Genomic DNA, 18,008 nt, shown 5'->3' with positions numbered 1-18,008 from the left:
ACGACCCGTTCGCGTTGCGCTCCTCGGCGTTCCAGCTGCCGACGATGCTCACGGCCGACCAGTGGCTGGCCCAGCTGCAGACCCAGGTCGCGAACCAGGTCAAGGCCATCGCGGCAGATCCGGGCAGGAGCGGCTTCGCGGCCGCGTTCACCTCGCCCATGGTCATCACCGGCTCGGCGAAGATCTACTCGATCTACACGTCGCAGGCGGTGTTCAACGGCCAGGTGATCGTCAAGATCTCCACCGACGGCAAGATCCTCATCATCGGCAAGCTCAACTTCGCCGCCGACAACATCTCCATCAGCGGCCGGCTCTACGCCGACCTGTCGAAGGTGGCCTCCGGCAGCGTCACCATCCTGTTCCTCGCCGACATCCCGGACCAGGTGCGTCTGCTCACCCTGTACGGCAAGCTCAAGATGGGCTTCAGGAACTCGTCCGGGCAAGAGGTCACCTTCGACGTGGCCGACCTGCCGGACCCAATGGCGACCGCCACCGCACCCGCCGTCACGCTCGGTGCGCCGTCGGCCAACGGCGGAACCGTGCAGGCCACCGTCATCAACCAGACCGGACCCAAGTACGTCGACGTCGTCTTCACGCCGCCGCCGGGAGCCGGCCTCGACCTGGGCACCATCCTCGGCCAGACCGGCGAGTTCACCCTGACCGGCCCGGGTGCGGCGCGCACCATCGCCGCGCCGTCGCCGATTCTCGCCGTCACCACCGCCACGGGCATCGAGTTCCTCGCGGTCACGATGCTGGTCGACACCACGGGCGCCTACTACATGAGCGGCACCACACGCGTCGACGTGCTTCCGAAGGCCGACGGCCTGACCGACGAGCAGCTCAAGGTCGCCGCCCTCCGGGCCCTCGGCATCACCAGGTTCCGCTACGGCATCGGCTCGGACGACCTCGCCATGGGCACGTGGACGCTGACCTTCGCGGCCGACGCGGTCAGGAACGCCTCCATCACGACGGACGCCGGAACCACACCCGGCGCGGGAAACGCGCCCACGACGTTGACGTTCACGGTGGTGGGCACCTCGGCCACCATCGTCAACCCCACGCCGGGCGCGTCCATCGACATCAACGTCATCAACGGACGCGGCTGGATCGACGTGACGTTCACCAAGCCGGCCCTCCTCAGCATCGACCCGGCGTCGATCACCGATCTCGCCCCGGAGTTCACGCTCGGTGGCCCGGGCCTGGGCACCGTCCAGCTCGAGGGCGCGTTCGCCCCCTCGCTGGTGTCGAGCAACGCGACCACCATGACCTACCGCTTCTGGCTCACCGGCCGGTTCGCCCCGTCCGGCGACGTCAGCGTCACCTTCCTGGCCGGCTCGTGGTCGTACCTGTTCACCGTCACGGCGCCACTCACCGTCACCGATGCGCCCGACGAACTCGGCTCCGGCAGCGTCGCCGTCGTCTTCCCCGCGGGCGGCCAGTACGGCATCCCGGCCGGCTTCGCCGTCGATCCCGTCTCCGTCATCAACCGGCTCACCGGCCTCGTCTTCGGTGGCACGGGCTGGGCCCTGACCCGCGACAACACCGCCGCGATCACCGCCACCGGCGCGCCGGGGGAGTTCCGCATTCCGGTGCAGGTCACGGCCGTCGGCAGTGGCGCGCTGACCGCGAGCCTCACGTCCGCCCAGCTCGGTTACCTCGGCGTGGTGGTCGCCGGAACGCAGACCGGCGTGGTCACCATCACCCCGCGCAACTTCATCGACGTCGACTTCACCAAGCCCACCGCGTCCGGCGTGACCATCGACGTCGCCTCCATCCTCGACCCGGCTCCCGAGTTCGACCTCTACGGCGAAGGGCTGGGCAGCGTCCAACTGGATGGTCGCGCGCCCGTCCAGCTGACCAGCGGCGTCCCCGGCACGGTGCTGCGGTTCCGCTACTGGCTCACCGGGCAGTACGAAGCCGGCCTCTCGGTGTCGCTCACGGCGATCGCGGGCAGCTGGTCCTACCAGCTCGCCACCGTCAACCTCTCGGCGACCCCGACGGTCGCCCTCCCGATCGGTGCGGGCAGCCTCACCACCAGCCTCACCGCGACCCTGCCGACCATTCCCGCCGGCTACACCCTGGACGCGAGCACGGTCGAGAGCGCCGCCTTCCTCAGCGGCTTGACGTTCACCGCGGGCACGGCCGGCTGGACCGTCGTCGTCGACACGTCGGGCTCCATCGCCATCGTCGGCGACACGCTCGTGATCCCGGTTCACGTGTTCCGCGACACCACCACGGCCGCCGCGTCGAGCACGGTGCAACTCAACGCGACACGCCTCCCGCTGCTGGCCTCGGGCACCGGCGACCTGACCGACCGCACGTACACGGCGCCCGCACGCACCTTCGTGGACGTCCCGCTCAGCGCCCCGACGCGCCTCACCATCGACCAGACGAGCATCGGCACCGACGACATCACGCTCACCATCAACGGCACCCTCGTCGCCATCACCGGCGCCCAGGTCCTCGCCCTGGCCGACGGCGTCCTCTGGGTGCGCTACACCTTCGGAACCGCGATCGCGGCGGGCGACACCGTCGTGGTGACCGCGACGCGCAACTGGACGCTGCTGGACGCCTCCGGCGCCGCGTACACGGGCCCTGACGCGACCACCGGCACCCAGACCGGCATCGCTGTCGCCGTCACCTTCGGCGCCGAGTCCACGCCGGTGACGGCCCGCGTCTCCAGCCGCACCCAGAGCTACCTCGACGTCACCTACCTCCCGTCCGTCAACCCCGTCGTCGGTGCCCCGCCCTTCGACATCACGCCCTCCTCGATCGACCTCGACGAGTTCACCCTCAGCGGCGCCGGCACCGGGAGCGGCATCCAGATCCTCCAGGCCGTCTTCGTGGGGGGCACCACCTGGAGGTACCTGCTGTCCGGGACCTTCGCCGCGGGCGCCGTCGTCCTCAGGTTCGACCTGCACAACATCACCGACACGTCGGGCCGTGGACCGCCGCCCGTCGGCACCTTCCTCGCCAAGACCTTCCAGGTCGTCGGCGCGACGGGTGACGTCGTCCGCAGCGTCCCCGACAACCCGACCACGTCCAGCGTCGACGAATCCACCACCGTGCCCTTGGCCGGCGCCACGATCGGCCGCGACCTCCTCAACCAGCTCAAGTACCTCGAGATCCGCTTCCGCGGCACCTCCGGCTCCGCACTCGACCACACCACCATCGACGGCAACGAGGTCGAGTTCCGTGGGCCCGACGGCGCGCTCATCCCGCTCGGCGCCCCGGTCCGTGTGGGCACCTCCGACCTCTACCGCTACAGCTTCACCGCGACGCTCGCCGTCGGCACCCACACCATCACCTTCCTCGCCGGGCGCTTCGCCGACCTGGCGGGCAACCTGAACGCCGTCGAGACCGAGACGTTGTCCGTGGCGTCGCCCACGACGTCGATCACCAACCCCGGCGCAGGGTCCGTCGTCGACAAGGTCGACCTCGCAGGTCAGCTCGCCGGCCGCGGCTGGATCGACATCACCTTCGGTGCCATCGCGGGCACGGCCGTCGACCCCACATCGATCCTCGACGCCGACCCCGAGATCAGCCTCAGCGATGGCGCGGGCACCCTCACGATCACCGGCGCGCCGGTGCTGGTCAGCGGCTCCACCTACCGCTACTTCTTCTCCGGCTACACCTCCGGGACGCTCACCGTCACCTACCTCGACTTCTCGTGGGCCAACCTCGACGACGTCCTCTTCTCCGCAGCCGACCACACGGCTCCGACGCCCGAGGCACCCACCGCCGACGCCCTGGCCAAGCGCACCTGGCTGTCGGTCAACCTCACCCCGACCTTCGGGGCCACCGTGGACGTCTCCACCCTCGGTGCCACGGACTTCACCGTGACCGGCGCAGGGCTGGGTGGCCTCACGTTCGTGGGCGCCGGCTTCGTGCCCGTCGGCTCGCCGGACGGCCGGGGCGTCGCCTACTACGCCTACACGTCGGCGAGCGCCATCACGCTCACCGCCGGGACCCTCACGTACACCTTCGCGGCCAGCGCCTGGGCCGACTCGGACGGCAACCTCTCGACCGGCGACACGCAGACCGTCCGCGTCATCGAGCAGGGCACATCGTTCTTCATCGAGCTGTCCGGCGGCATCATGCTGAGCGCCGGCGACTTCCTGCCCGAGCCGCTGCTGCACCTCACCGCCGAGGTGATCCTGGAGATCGACCTGGGACGCAACGCGTTCATCCTCACGTTCCAGGGCCAGATGAAGGTCTACGGGCTCGGCACCATCGGCGCCACCGCCGGCCGCTTCGTGCTGGTCATCGGTGACGAGAGCACCAACCCGATGTACCCGGTGCCGCAGCTGTGGGGCGTTGCTTCGATCGAGACCAACTTCGAGGCGCTCGAACAGTACGGCCTGTACCTCTCCGGGTCGTCCCAGCTCCGGATCAACCTCACCAACGAGGTCAAGACCGAGACACTCACGCTCAAGGGCGTCGGGCCGGGCGGCACGGACCTGACCGAGACCTTCGTCCTGCAGCCGTTCAGCTTCGGCTTCCAGATCGTCGGGCAGGCCATCATCGCGCCCAGCGGCAACGAGCTCATGCGGGTCCAGGGCGGCCTTTACCTCAACATCTCGCTCAACCCGCCGACGCCGTCGCTGGACCTGTTCCTCACCGGCACCCTGTCCTTCGGCTCCGGCTCGGCCCGGCTCGAGTACGGCTCGGTCACCGGCGTGCTCATGATCTCCACCCGCACCACGGGCGGCGCGATCCCCGGCGTGGCCGGCAGCATCCGCGTGTCCAGCGGCGTGGGCATCGGCCTGCCGAACATCGGGTCGCTGTTCTCGGCGTCCGGCTCCGTGTCGGTGATCTTCAACACCACCCTTGTCGAACAGTCGTTCACCGTGCCGACGGCCTTCCTCCCGCTGCTGCTCCCCGGCCAGTCGCCGACGTTCGTCATCCCCGCGGCCCCGCCGGGGCTGGACGGTGCGCCCGATCCCCATGCCACCCCGGCCGTCTACATCAAGGCGATCATCGAGGCCGAACTCACCATCGGCGGCATCTTCACGCTCACCGGCATGATCGCCGTCACGGCAGCCGTCGACCCGTTGGGGTTCGCCTACCTGAAGATCGATGGTGCCGTCGGCACCACGATCCAGTACCTGGGCGCCCTCACCGGCACCATCAACCTCGCCGTCTACGTCGGCACCAGGACCGGCGTGGTCGGCCGCGTCCAGCTCACCCTGGGTGCCAACGCGATCCCGGGGGTCAGCCTCAACGGCCAGTTCCTGCTCGAGATCAACACGTTCACCAGCGCCCAGACCATCCAGTCCTTCGCGCTCGCCACGCGCGAGGTCAACGGCCGCCAGGTGTTCAACGGCTTCCAGCGCGACAGCCTCGACAAGCTGGTCGTGACCAACCAGACCATCGGCGTCGTCGCGGGCTTCCGTCTGGAGTTCGGTGGTCACCTGATCATCAGCAACCTGCTCGACATCGACGGTCACGTCGTGTTCTCCCTGGGCGCGAGCGGCATCACCTTGGTCGTCAACGGCGGCGCCACGCTGCCCGCACTGGGGTCGGTGCGCATCACCGACTCCGGCTTCTCCATCACGAGCAAGGGCCTCGTCGCGCGGATCGACATCGGCCTCGATGCCGGCTTCGGTGGCGGTGTCGGCCTGAACTTCAACGCCTCCGCGCTGCTCGAACTCAACACCACCGGCGCGGATGCGACGCTCGGATCCACCACCGTCGGACCCGGCTTCAAGCTGCGGATCGAGGGAACGATCAGCTTCCTCGGCTTCGCCAAGGGCAGCGGCTTCGCGGAGATCCGCATCGGCGGCGGCGCGTTCGTGATGAAGTTCGGCGTCGCGTTCGACCTGGCGGGGCTGAAGTTCAGCGCCAACGGCGTGGCCGGCATCTACACGTCCCCCAACTGCACCACCGGCCCGTGCGGCCTGGTGATGAGCGTCAGCGTCAGCGCCTCGGCGGATGCGTTCGTCTTCAGCCTCAACGCCTCCGGGACCCTGCAGCTCAACACCACCACGATGCGGCTCGAGGGTGTCGATCCCGGATTCAAGCTGCAGCTCACCGGCTCCGTGACCCTGATCAAGCTGTTCAGCTTCAACGCGGGCTTCACGATCGAGGTCGGGCGGGCCCGCCCCGGCGCCGACTTCCAGGCCGGCGACTGGTACCTGAAGGCCTACGCGAGCCTCGGCTTCTTCGGATTCGATCTCAGCGGCGACATCTTCCTCAGCTCTGACGGCGACTTCAGCCTCAAACTCTCCGGCAACATGCAGCTCGGCGGCAGCTTCATGGGCATCCGGGGCAGCTTCTCGCTCGAGGTGTCCTTCCTCAAGAACGTGGATGCCTGGGGCATCACGTACTACACGATGTTCATCGGCGGTTCCGCGAGCGTCGAGGTGTACTTCGACTTCAAGCTGTTCGAGATCTCCCTGGGGGTCGGCCTCGAACTCTCCGTCAGCGCGGACTCGCGCGACGCGGACATCGACGGCAACGTGCCGCTGAAGTTCAGGATCACCGTCCGGTTCAAGGTGCTGGGCTCCTGGTACTCGCGCAGTGACACGTTCACCATCGGCACCGTGACCTTCCCCGTCGTCCCGTACCTGGCCAGCAACGGCCGCACCGACTACGCGGGCGACGCCGGGACGTCGGGCACCTACCGGAACCTGCGCGCCTGGGAACCCACCGACACCCAGCTGTTCCTCAACGTCGGCGCCGAACCGCAGCGCCTCGCCCGCAACGTCTCCGGCACCGTGGAGAACGAAACGGTGCTCATCGAGCAGCTCGGCGCCCTGGACGGCTACGGGCGGGCCAGGATCAAGGTCACCGCCTTCGGCTACTCGAAGACCTACGACCACGTGAGTCGCGTCTACGGCTACTTCGGCAGCGGCGTCGACGCGGTCACCGTCGACCCGAGCCTCCTGATCCCGGTGGTGCTCGACGGCGGCGCCGGAAACGACGTGATCGTCCTCCACGGTTCGCCCGCCCTGCCTTCCGGGACCCAGGCCAGCGATTCCCTGCTGTGTGCGGTCCACACCCCGGCCAGCCCCGCCACCTTCGCGGGCAGCGTCCTCTGCGGCGGGGACAACGACGACACGATCACTGTCACCAACGCCGCGTCCGCGGTGGTCCAGGGCGGCGGCGGCGCCGACACCATCGGGCAGACGGGCACCGGTGACGTCCGCTTCTACGGCGGCGACGGCAACGACCTCCTCACCGGCAACGCGGCCGCTGCGAAGCTGTACGGCCAGGGCGACAACGACACGCTCCAGGGCGCGGCGGCCCTCTACGACGGCGGCTCCGGCGACGACCTCATCCGCGCGACCGCCGCCGTGTTCCAGAGCAGCGAGGCCACCCCGCTGGTCGGCGGAACCGGCACCGACACACTCGAATTCATCCTCACCGGCGACGGCGACGAGTACACGGTCAGCAACCCGTCGACCGGCGTGCTCACGCACCTCCTCGGGTCGGCCTCGAAGAACTCGTCGGGCATCGAGAAGCTCGTCGTCGACGCCGGCGCGGGCTCCGACCGGGTCACCCTGGACCACATCACGGGCAACGCCTCCGGCCTCACCGACATCGACATCGCGCTCGGCACCGGCGGCACGGACGTCATCAACGTCCTCGGCTCGGTCACGGGCGCCGACACGTTCACCATCGGCACCCTCGCCTCGCCGACCCGCACCACCGTCACGCGCGGCGGTCCCGGCGGGTACACCGTGCGGATCTCCGGCGGCGTGCGCGCGCAGGGCGACGCCCTCATCGTCGACGCGCGCGGCGGCGACGACACCATCGACGCGTCCGCGACCACGGCGGACCAGCTCGCGCTCACCCTCATCGGCGGCAGCGGCGGCGATCGGGTCATTGGCTCGCGTTACGACGACATCCTGGATCTCGGCTCGGGCGACGACACCGCCACCGGCGGCCTCGGCCGCGACACCTTCATCGACACCGGCGGCACCAACACCCTCGTCGAGTCGTTCGAGGGCGTCGATTTCGGGCTCTACGACAACCTGTTCGTCGTCGGGCTGGCGGTCGGGCTCAACTTCGGCGTCGGCTCCGTCGCCGAGACCCTGCACGACATCTTCGCCATCGCGCGCCTGACCTCCACCGGCAACCGCGCCACGACCATGCTCGTCGGCGACTTCGACGGCACCGTCACCGTGGCCGGCCTCGCCCTCACCGCCGACCCGTGGACCGGCACCGCCCACCTCGACGCCGGCCCCGGCGACGACCTGGTGCGCGTCGAACTCACGCGCTCCACCGGACTCGCCATCCACGTCTTCGACACCTCCGGCAGCGACCGCCTCGTCGTCCTGGGCACCACGGCGCCCGACGACCTGATCCTCGACGTCGTCGCCGCGCCGCCGACCGAGACGTTCGCCAACCGGATCCGCCGCGTGTCCTTCAACTCGGCGGGCGATATGGCCCTCCTGGGCACCGTCACCCACTCCGGCGTCGAGTCGGTCGAGGTCAACACGCTCACCGGCGGCGACCGCGTCGCCGTCCAGGCGCTGCAGGTGGAGACACTGATCGGCACCGGAGAACACACCGACCGGATCGCCGTCGGCTCCCACGCCGCGGGCAGCGGCACCACCAACGTTGTGTGGACCAACACCGGCGGCACCGTCAACGCGATCGACGCCAAGCTCACCGTCGTCGGCGGCACCGGTCCCGGCTCGGTCACCGGCAACGACCTGCTGGCCGTCGATGACACCGGCGACACCGCCGCCGACACCGGCGCCCTGACGTCCACGGCGATCACCGGCCTCGGCATGGCCATCGGCATCACCTACAGCGGGTTCGAACTGCTCACGGTCGACCTCGGTTCCGGCGCGGACACGTTCACGATCCACTCCACCCACGCCGGCAACACGGCCCTCACCACGCACGCCGTCAACACGCCGAACGCGGCCGGCGACGGCGGCGACACCGTCATCGTGCGCAGCGTCTCCGGCGTCACCTCCGTGGCCACCGGCGCGGGCGACGACACCGTGCGGGTCTCCTCGACGCTCACCGGCATCGGCGGCAACCTCGTCGGTGTCGCGGCACCCCTCAGCATCAACGGCGGCAGCGGCACCAACGACCGCCTCCACCTCGACGACGCGGGGACGACCTCCGATCGCATCGGCGTGCTCACCGGCACCAGCGTCTCCGGCCTCGGCATGACCGGCGGGGCACCGAAGCCCAGCCTCGTCCAGGTCGTCAGCGTCCTCGGCGCCACCGACGGACGCTTCGCACTCGTCGTCGCCGGCCTGGGCACCACGGGGCAGCTCGCCTTCGACACCTCCGCCGTCCGGATGCAACAGCTCCTCGAATCACTCGTCGGAGCGGGGAACGTCCTGGTCAGCAAGGCCGGCGGACGGTGGACCGTCGCGTGGACCGGTGCCCTCGCGGGCGTGGCCGGCTGGATCCACACCCTCTCCGTCGTCCCGGTGATCGGCCACGCCCTGACCGGCTCGGGCGGCACCACCGCCGTCCTCGCGATGACGGACGGGCGCGTCGCCTACGCCCTGTTCGAGACCCTCGACCTGTCCCTGGGCTCCGGCTCGGACGTCCTCAACGTCGACGGCACACACGCCCACGCCACCGCCGTCCATGCCGGCGCCGGTGACGACCGCGTCAACGTCGAGGCCCTGTCCGGCACCACCAGGATCGAGGGCCAGGCGGGTGACGACTGGCTGCTCGTCAACCCGGTCGCCGGCCCGGCCACGAACGCCATGGACGGACAGCGCCTGACGCTCGACGGCGGCGCGAACTCCGACACCTACGTCGTGGAGATGTTCGGCGTCGGCAACAGCCGCATCGACGTCGTCGACGTCACCGGCGGCGGCACCAACCTCCTCGGCGTGGGCGGGTCCTCCGGTGCGGACACCTTCCTGCTGCGCCGCGGCATGATCGCCCAGCTGTCGGCCCTGAGCGGCACCTTCTTCACCGCGGCCGAGATCGTCTCCTACGGCCCCAGCATCACGGGCGGCGTCGTCCTCGACGGCCGCGCGGGTGACGACACGTTTGCCTTCGACGACACCTCGTCCATCCTCACCGTCATCGGAGGCGCGGGCGACGACACCTTCCGCTTCGGCCAGCTGTACACGAACTACACCATCACGACGCCAGCGGCCGGCAGCCTGCAGGAGCACCTCGGCTTCGACGACTTCTCGATGCCCGAGCTGGAGACTGACGGCGACTTCGAGGACGTGTTCTTCGACTCCAGCCGCGGCTGGCTCACCAACGGCGTCTCCCACACCGCCTACGTCTACGGCGGCGAGGGCAACGACCGGTTCGACGTGTTCCGCAACGTCGCCACGCTGCACCTGTTCGGCGAGGCCGGCGACGACACCTTCATCGTGCGCTCGTTCATCTCCGAGTCCCAGGCCGCGCTGCTCAACGCCGGCGCCGGGAGCGACTACATCGAGTACGCCGCCAATGCCCCGGTCAACATCGACGGCGGCGACGGAGACGACATCGTCATCGTCATCGGCACGGAGGCGCCGGACGTCTACGTCATCACCGCCGACGGCGTCTTCGGCGCCGGCCGCGTCATCCGCTTCATCAACGTCGAGCGGGTCTCCGTCTACGGCATGGAGGGCGACGACGTCTTCCAGGTGCTGTCCACCAACCCGGCCATCCAGCTCACCCTCTACGGAGGGCTCGGCTCCGACCGCGTCGAGGTGGGCGGCCAGGCTCCGTACGTCCAGGCCAACGACCTGCTCGGACACACGGGTCTCGTCCGGCACTCGGTGGAGAGCACCGTGGGCTCGTGGAGTGGCGTGCCCGTCGACGGCATCGCGGCCGAGATCATGGACGACGACGAACCCACCGTGGTGCTCGCCCCCGTGGGCGGTTCACTCGTCCTCCTCGAGGGCGGCGCCTCGGGCCAGGTGTCCGTGCGGCTCACCTTCGCGCCCGCCCAGACCGTGACGGTGACCCTCACCGGCCCGCCGGTCAACCCGCTGTCGTCCAGCCGGGCCCGAGGGATCGAGTTCTGGAACGGCAGCGCCTGGCAGACCTCCATCACGCTGACCTTCCTCGCCGGCGACACCGCGAAGCGCCTCATCACCGTGCGGGCCACCGCCGACCTGGCCGGCGAGGGCGAGCGGATGCACGGCATCGATGCCATCGTGGCCGGCGGCAGCTACGCGCGTGCCTTGGTGGCCACCCTGTTCGTCCGCGTCCTCGACGACGACGCACCTGCGGTCAACGTCGTCGTGCCCGACGGCGGCGTCCGTGTCGTCGAGCCGAGCGCCGGCGTCGGCGGCGCCACCGCGACCTACACGGTGAGCCTCACCCGTGCGCCATCCGGTTCGGTGTCGGTGCTCGTGACTGCCCCGGCCGGCCTGAAGCTGTCGCTCAACGGCACGGACTGGTCCCAGTCGCTGACGCTGTACTTCTCCACGGTCGGCTCCCGCACGCTCCAGGTCCGCGCGGACGACGACTCGGCCGTCGAGGGCACGCAGGTCGCGCGGATCACCGCGACGATCACCTCGGTCGACGCCCTCTCCGGCACCGTCACCGGGCCCGGCGGGCTCCCCAGCGAGATCGCGGTCTCGACGCCGCTGACACCCGGCACCCTCAGGGGACACCTCGTGGCGGTCACCGACGGCTTCGGCGACGTGCACGTGCGGCGGATCTGGAACAACACCGCCAGCATGATCGAGATCGAGGGTGAGTGGAGCAGCGTCCCCGTGGCAGGCGCCACGTTCGTCGTGCTCGGCTACACCGATGCGTCGGTCAACACCATCGGGATCGCGGTCGCGCCCGTCACCGTCATCGTGCACGACGGCGACATCCCCGGCGTCGTCATCGCCCCCGAGGGCGGTCCGATCCGGCTCGTCGAGGGCGCGGTCACCGACCAGTTCGGGGCCACCGGCACGTACACCGTGCGCTTGACGATGGCGCCGTCCGCGAACGTCACCGTGACGCTCACCGCGCTCGCGACCCGGACCCTCAGCGCCACCGGGACCTGCGGCCACGGCGCGGGCGGCTGCACCACCTTCCCGCAGGTGGAGTTCCAGGACGGGGCCGCGTGGGTCGGGACCCTCACGCTCACCTTCACCCCGACCGACTGGCACGCCGCGCAGACCGTGACGATCCGCGCCCTCCCGGACACCCGCGTCGACGGCAGCCTCGTGCAGGAGTTCGCCGACTCCGCCCGCCGCACGCACCTGATCCAGGGTCCGTTGTTCGTCTCCGGTGGCGACGACCCCACCCCGCCCGAGGCGCTCGATCTCTCGACCTACCTGCCCATCGCGATGCCGGGCGAGACCTCGGGTCACCCGCTGGGCATCACCGCCAGCACCGCACAGGCCATCGAGACCGCCCAGGTCGACACGCTGATCGTCCACAACGAGGACAGCCCGGCCGACGAGACCGGCACCCTGACCTCCACCCGCATCACCGGGCTCGGCATGGCGCCCACCGGCATCGAGTACACGCTGTTCGAGGACCTGCAGATCCTGCTCGGCTACGGCGACGACACCTTCACCGTCGAGACCACCCACGCCGGCACCACGACGATCAACGCCGGCCTCGGCAGCGACATGATCACCGTGCTCACCATCGACGGTCACACCCGGATCATCGGCGGGCCGGACGCGCTCGGCCTCGGCCGCCTCGACGACGACACCTTCACCGTCGGCACCGCGTCCGGTCTGCTCGACCTGCTGCGCGCGCTGCTCGTCCTCGAGGGCGGCGTCGGGACCGACGTGGCGACCCTGCGTGACTTCGGCGACGACAACCACAACCTCGGCTGGCTCACCCAGGACACCGTCACCGGGCTCGACATGGCACCGCGCCCCGGCGTCGACGAGGTCGGCCGTCCGCTCGACCGCCTGTACTCCGTCACCCCGCTGGCCGGAGCCACCCAGTTCACGATCCTGCTGTCGCAGGTCGTCGGCGGTGCGGCCAGCGGCATCGGCGCGGTGACCTTCGCCGTGACCACCGCCGCCGACCAGGTCCGCGCCGCGCTCCAGGCCCTCCTGTTCCCGCCGAATCCCGGATTCGCCGGCTCGTGTGGCCTCGACGACAAGAGCGCCTGCTCGCTCAGCGTCTACGTGTGGAAGGTCGGGGGTTCGTTCCTCATCGGCTTCCGCGGCGAGGTCAACGAGTCCACCACCCTGCCGATCACCATCCAGCTCACCGCGCTCGGGGCCGGAGCGGCCGCCGTCGACGCCGACTCCCGCGCCGGCATCCGCTACCTCGGGCTCGAGACGCTGACCCTGCAACTCGGCTCCGGCTCGGACGTCCTCAACGTCCGCGGCACGCTTCCGGTCACCAACGTCTCCTTCGGGGACGGCAACGACCGCGTGTACATCTCCTCGCGCGCCGACGTCGGCCTCGCCGAGACGCCCCAGTTCCTCGCCGGCCACCTCGACGACATCGCCGGCACGCTCAACCTCGACCTCGGCACGGGACGGCACACCCTGCTGCTGAGCGACGAGGGCGCCGGCGCAGGCGACTCGAACGTGCTCATCACCGACGTGGTCGCCGCGGCCCGCGCCCGCGACGCCGCGCTGGCCACCACCGGCGAGATCTTCGTCGTCGGGCTGGCACCCGCAGGCATCTCGTGGGCTGCGGCGGCCACCGGTACCTTCGCCGACGGCATCCGCATCTGGACCTCGGGGCTCGCCGACACCGTCGTCATCGACGGCACCCACGAGCGCGCCGGCGTCCGCACCACCACTTGGCTCAACACCGGGCTCGGCAACGACCACGTGACCGTCACCTTGGCCGCGGGGCAGGACGGTTTCTTCGTCCTCAACACCCAAGGTGCGTTCGACACCGTCATCGGCCTCGGCCCCGTCACCGATCTGCGCGAGGGCGACGAGCCGGTCGCCGCCGACCGGGTCGTTCAGGTCAGGATCAACGGCGTCACCATCGACCCGAGCCGATCCAGCATCGACCCGTTGCGCGACCTCGTGGGCCTGTTCGACTCCTACCTGCCCGGTGACAGTGCCGTCGTGACGATCCGCCTCGTCAGCACCGTCGTCCAGAGCGCCGGCTCCTTCGGCCTCGGCACGCTCGACGGCCTCGTCGGGTACCGAGTCTGGGTCAACGGCCGCCTGCTCGACGTGCGCGACGTGACGCTGACGGGCACCACCCTCACGTTCGCGGCCCCGGCACAGCGCGACGGCTCGGCCGCCCACGTCGTCGTCGAGGTCACCCGTGAGGTGACCCGGACGATCACGCTCACCGCACTCGGCGACGACGACACCGTCGTCGGCACAGGCTCGACGCGTCCGCTGATCATCTTCGGCGGCCAGGGCGACGACGACATCCGCGGTGGCCAGGGCCAGGACGTCATCTTCGGCGACCGTGGCGTCGTGCGGTGGTACGACGGCCAGACACTGGTCGCGCAGTCCGGGCACGGTGGCGTCGACGACTTCACCGACGGCGTGGCCCGGCCCGCGCTGGTCATCACGGTCCGCGACAACAGCATCGGAGGCGCCGACACCATCCGCGGCCTCGACGGGGAGGACGTCCTCATCGGCGGCAGCGCGGGCGACCGGATGGACGGCGGAGATGCCCGCGACCTCATCTTCGGCGACAACGTGCTCCTCGACCGCCGCGCCACCCTGGACAACCACACCAACCCGCGGTTCCGGGTTCTCAGCGGTACGCAGATCTACTCCACCGCCGGCGGCCCCACGAACGGAGCCTCCCAGATCACCGGCGCTTGGCAGAACGACCCGGCCGGTGCCACGGCCTGGAGCGACTTCCGGATCACGCTGCTCGACCACGCCGACGACACGGCGGCCGACCTCTTCGGCGACGACCACATCGCCGGCGGCGCGCATGACGACGTGATCTTCGGCCAGCTGGGCAACGACGTCGTCCAGGGCGACGGCTCCATCGACCTCGTTGTCCGCGCGTCCCGCAGTTCGGCCGGTGACCTCGTCGTTGCGCCTTCCGTCGAGGCGGCCTCTGACGGCGACGACTACATCGAGGGCGGCGGCGGCAGGGACGTCATCTTCGGCAACCTCGGCCGCGACGACATCATCGGCGGCAGCTCCAACCTCTTCTCCCTCACTCTGACGAGCCAGCGCCCGGACGAGGCCGACCTCATCTTCGGCGGTGCGGGCACCCGCATCGACCGCAACGAAGACACGCCCGGCCACGGCCGCGACTCCGACACCATCGTGGGCGACAACGGGAACATCCATCGGATCGTCAGCGTCTCGACGACGGGTGTGATCACCTACCGCACCTTCAACTACGACACCTACCGCGGCCCCGCGAACGAGCGGCTCATCCCGCGCGCCGTCGACCTGCTCGACTACACCCCCGGTGGCCCGGACTTCGACCCCGCGGCGGTCACGAGGGACATCTACGGCGCCGACGAGGTGCACGGCGAGGCCGGAGACGACACCGTCCACACGGGTGGCGGCAACGACGCGATCTTCGGCGACGCCGGCGACGACGACCTCATCGGCGGCTGGGGCCACGACTGGATCTCCGGTGGCACCGGTGTCGACGGCATCCTCGGCGACGACGGCCGCATCTTCACCGCTCGCAACGGCACAGCGGAGCCCCTGAACGGCATCGCGGCCACCACGCAGGTCGAGATCGCCACACCGGGCCGCGTCCAGGTCGCGACCCTGTACCCGACCGGCAAGCTCAACAAGGCCGTCGACCTCACCCCGTTCGCCGCCGACGGCGACTGGGCCAACCCGCTCAACGTCATCGCGTACGCCAACGACATCGTCTTCGGCGGTTGGGACGACGACTTCATCCACGGCGGCTCCGGCGACGACGCGATCTCCGGCGCCGAGGCGCTGGTCGAGGGCTACGGCGTGGGCCGCATCCGCAGCGACTTCACCCGCCCGTTCAACGACGGCAGGCTCCTCGGCTTCGACACCGTGTCCGGCACGTTCGCGCTGTACGACGAGTACGACCCGATGGTGAAGGTCATGCTCGGCGGCGGCGAGTGGTTCCTCAACTTCTCGCACCTCGACGGACGACCCGTGGATGGCGGCGTCTTCACCGACGGCAACGACGCGATCTTCGGCGACCATGGCAACGACTGGCTCGTCGGCGGCACCGGTCGCGACACCCTGTGGGGAGGCTGGGGCAACGACCTCCTGAACGCCGACGACGTGCTCACCACCAACCTCGGCCTCAACGACGCCCCCGACACGCACACCACCTACGAGGATCGGGTGGTCGGCGGTGCCGGGCTCGACGTCCTGATCGGCAACACCGGCGGCGACCGCCTGATCGACTGGGTGGGGGAGTTCAACAGCTACCTGGTCCCGTTCGCCCCCTTCGGCCTCGGCACGGTCAGCAGGCAGGTGCCCCCGGGCCTGTTCGACTTCCTCTACCAGTTGTCGGCCGCCCAGGGCGCGGACTTCACCGTCGCGCAACTCGCCGGCGAGATGAGCGCGGCGCGCCACGGCGAGCCGTATGGAGAGATCGGCCTCGTCACCCAGCAGGACGACTTCTGGCAGCGCCAGACCGGCGGCCCGCGCGACCCGCAGCCCGGCAACGTGCCCGGCGGCCAGCGAGACGTGCTGCGCAGTGCGGACTTCAACACCGGCGCGCAGGCGTTCTTCGCCGACTCGGGCGTGTTCACGGTGCAGGGTGGGACCCTCACCGTGACCGCCACGTCCAACACCGGCGACGCGGCGGCTGTGTACTACATCGACGAGTACCTGCCGGTCTACTACGAGATCCACGCGCAGGTGTACCTGACGAAGCCGACGGCGGGCTGGAAGGCCAACGCCTACGTCATCTTCGACTACTTCGCCCCCGACGACTTCAGGTTCGCCGGCGTCGACCAGTCCACCAACAAGCTGGTCATGGGACGGCGCACCCGCGCGGGGTGGATCGTCGACGTCCAGGCCAGCGTCTCCGGCGGTGTGAAGCACAACACGTGGTACGCGATGCTCGTGGCCATCAACGGGACGACGGTCGTCGTCCAACTGGGCGGCGTGGTCGCCTTCACGCACACCTTCGAGCCGCGCATCATCGACGGTGTCGCCGTGTCGCTCAACAGGGGCTTCGTCGGCGTCGCGTCCAACCAGGCGCGCGGGAGGTTCGACAACGTCTCCGTGGCCGTCCTCCCGCCCCAGGTGACCTACGACCGGTCGACGGCCCTGTCCTCCTCGACCGGCCCGCTGGACCCGCCCAGCAGCGGCACCTGGACCCAAGGTGCCCAGGGCTACACCGGCACCGGGACCGCGAGCGAGGACGCGCTGGTTCTCGCCGACCTGGGCGGACCGCTGAGCTCCACCTCGTGGCTCGAGGTCACGGTTTCGGTCCGGACGGGCTCGGTGGCGGGGATCGCCTTCGACGCCCACAGCACCGGTGAGTTCAAGTTCGTCGCCGTCGACGTGGTCGGACAACGCGTCCTGCTGGGCCACCTGGACCCGCGGCGGGGCTGGGTGGTCGACGCGTCGGCGCGCTGGGCGCTGTCGTCCACCGAGCTCCACACCCTGGTGTTGACCCTGAAGGGTGCGTCAGCCGGCCTTCAGGTGAACGGGCGGTTCGCGGTCAGCTTCGGCTTCAACGGTGGGCTCGTCGACGGTCGGTTCGGCCTGTTCGGACGCGCGGGGGCCGCGACGTTCGCCACCCTCCGGATCCGGTCGGACGACACGTCGCTCGCCTCCGTGGAGGCCACGCTGCGATCGTCCTCCGTCGGCGGGGACACGCTGGCCGTGACGGTCACGCAGGACCAAGTGGCGGCCGCGGCGGCCGAAGCACGGGAGTACTGGATCGCCCAAGGGGCTTCCGCCGACCTGCTCGCCGCCGTCACGTTCTCGGTGGCCCACCTCGACGGCGACCTGCTGGCCCGGGTCGACGGCACCGCGGTCACCATCGACGCGGACGCCGCGGGCTGGGGCTGGGCGAGGTTCGACCTCGTCGCGGCCCTGATCCACGAGCTCGGCCATGTCCTGGGCCTGGGCCACACCGATGACGGCGTCATGGCCGAGTACGTCTCACCCACCCCCGGCCCCGGCCCGGCGACCCCTGGGTCGCCGGGCCGCCGCGGCCCGGCGCGGCCCGGTGGCGGGGTCTCGGCCACGCCCCATGGTGCGGTGTAG

General features: G+C 70.3%; 1 protein-coding gene (running past one end of the window). It reads left to right on the top strand.

Annotated features, from left to right (window positions below; translation table 11 throughout):
- Positions 1 to 18,008, top strand: partial view of a hypothetical protein gene (locus tag AC5YDA_RS12405; RefSeq protein ID WP_496193038.1) — the end only. Its footprint begins 19,117 nt before the window's first position; only the last 18,008 of its 37,125 coding nucleotides appear in the window; its start codon lies beyond the left edge, outside the window; its stop codon occupies positions 18,006 to 18,008.

The organism is Propioniciclava sp. LT294 (assembly GCF_059516005.1).
This window is presented reverse-complemented; position numbering and strand designations above follow the sequence as displayed.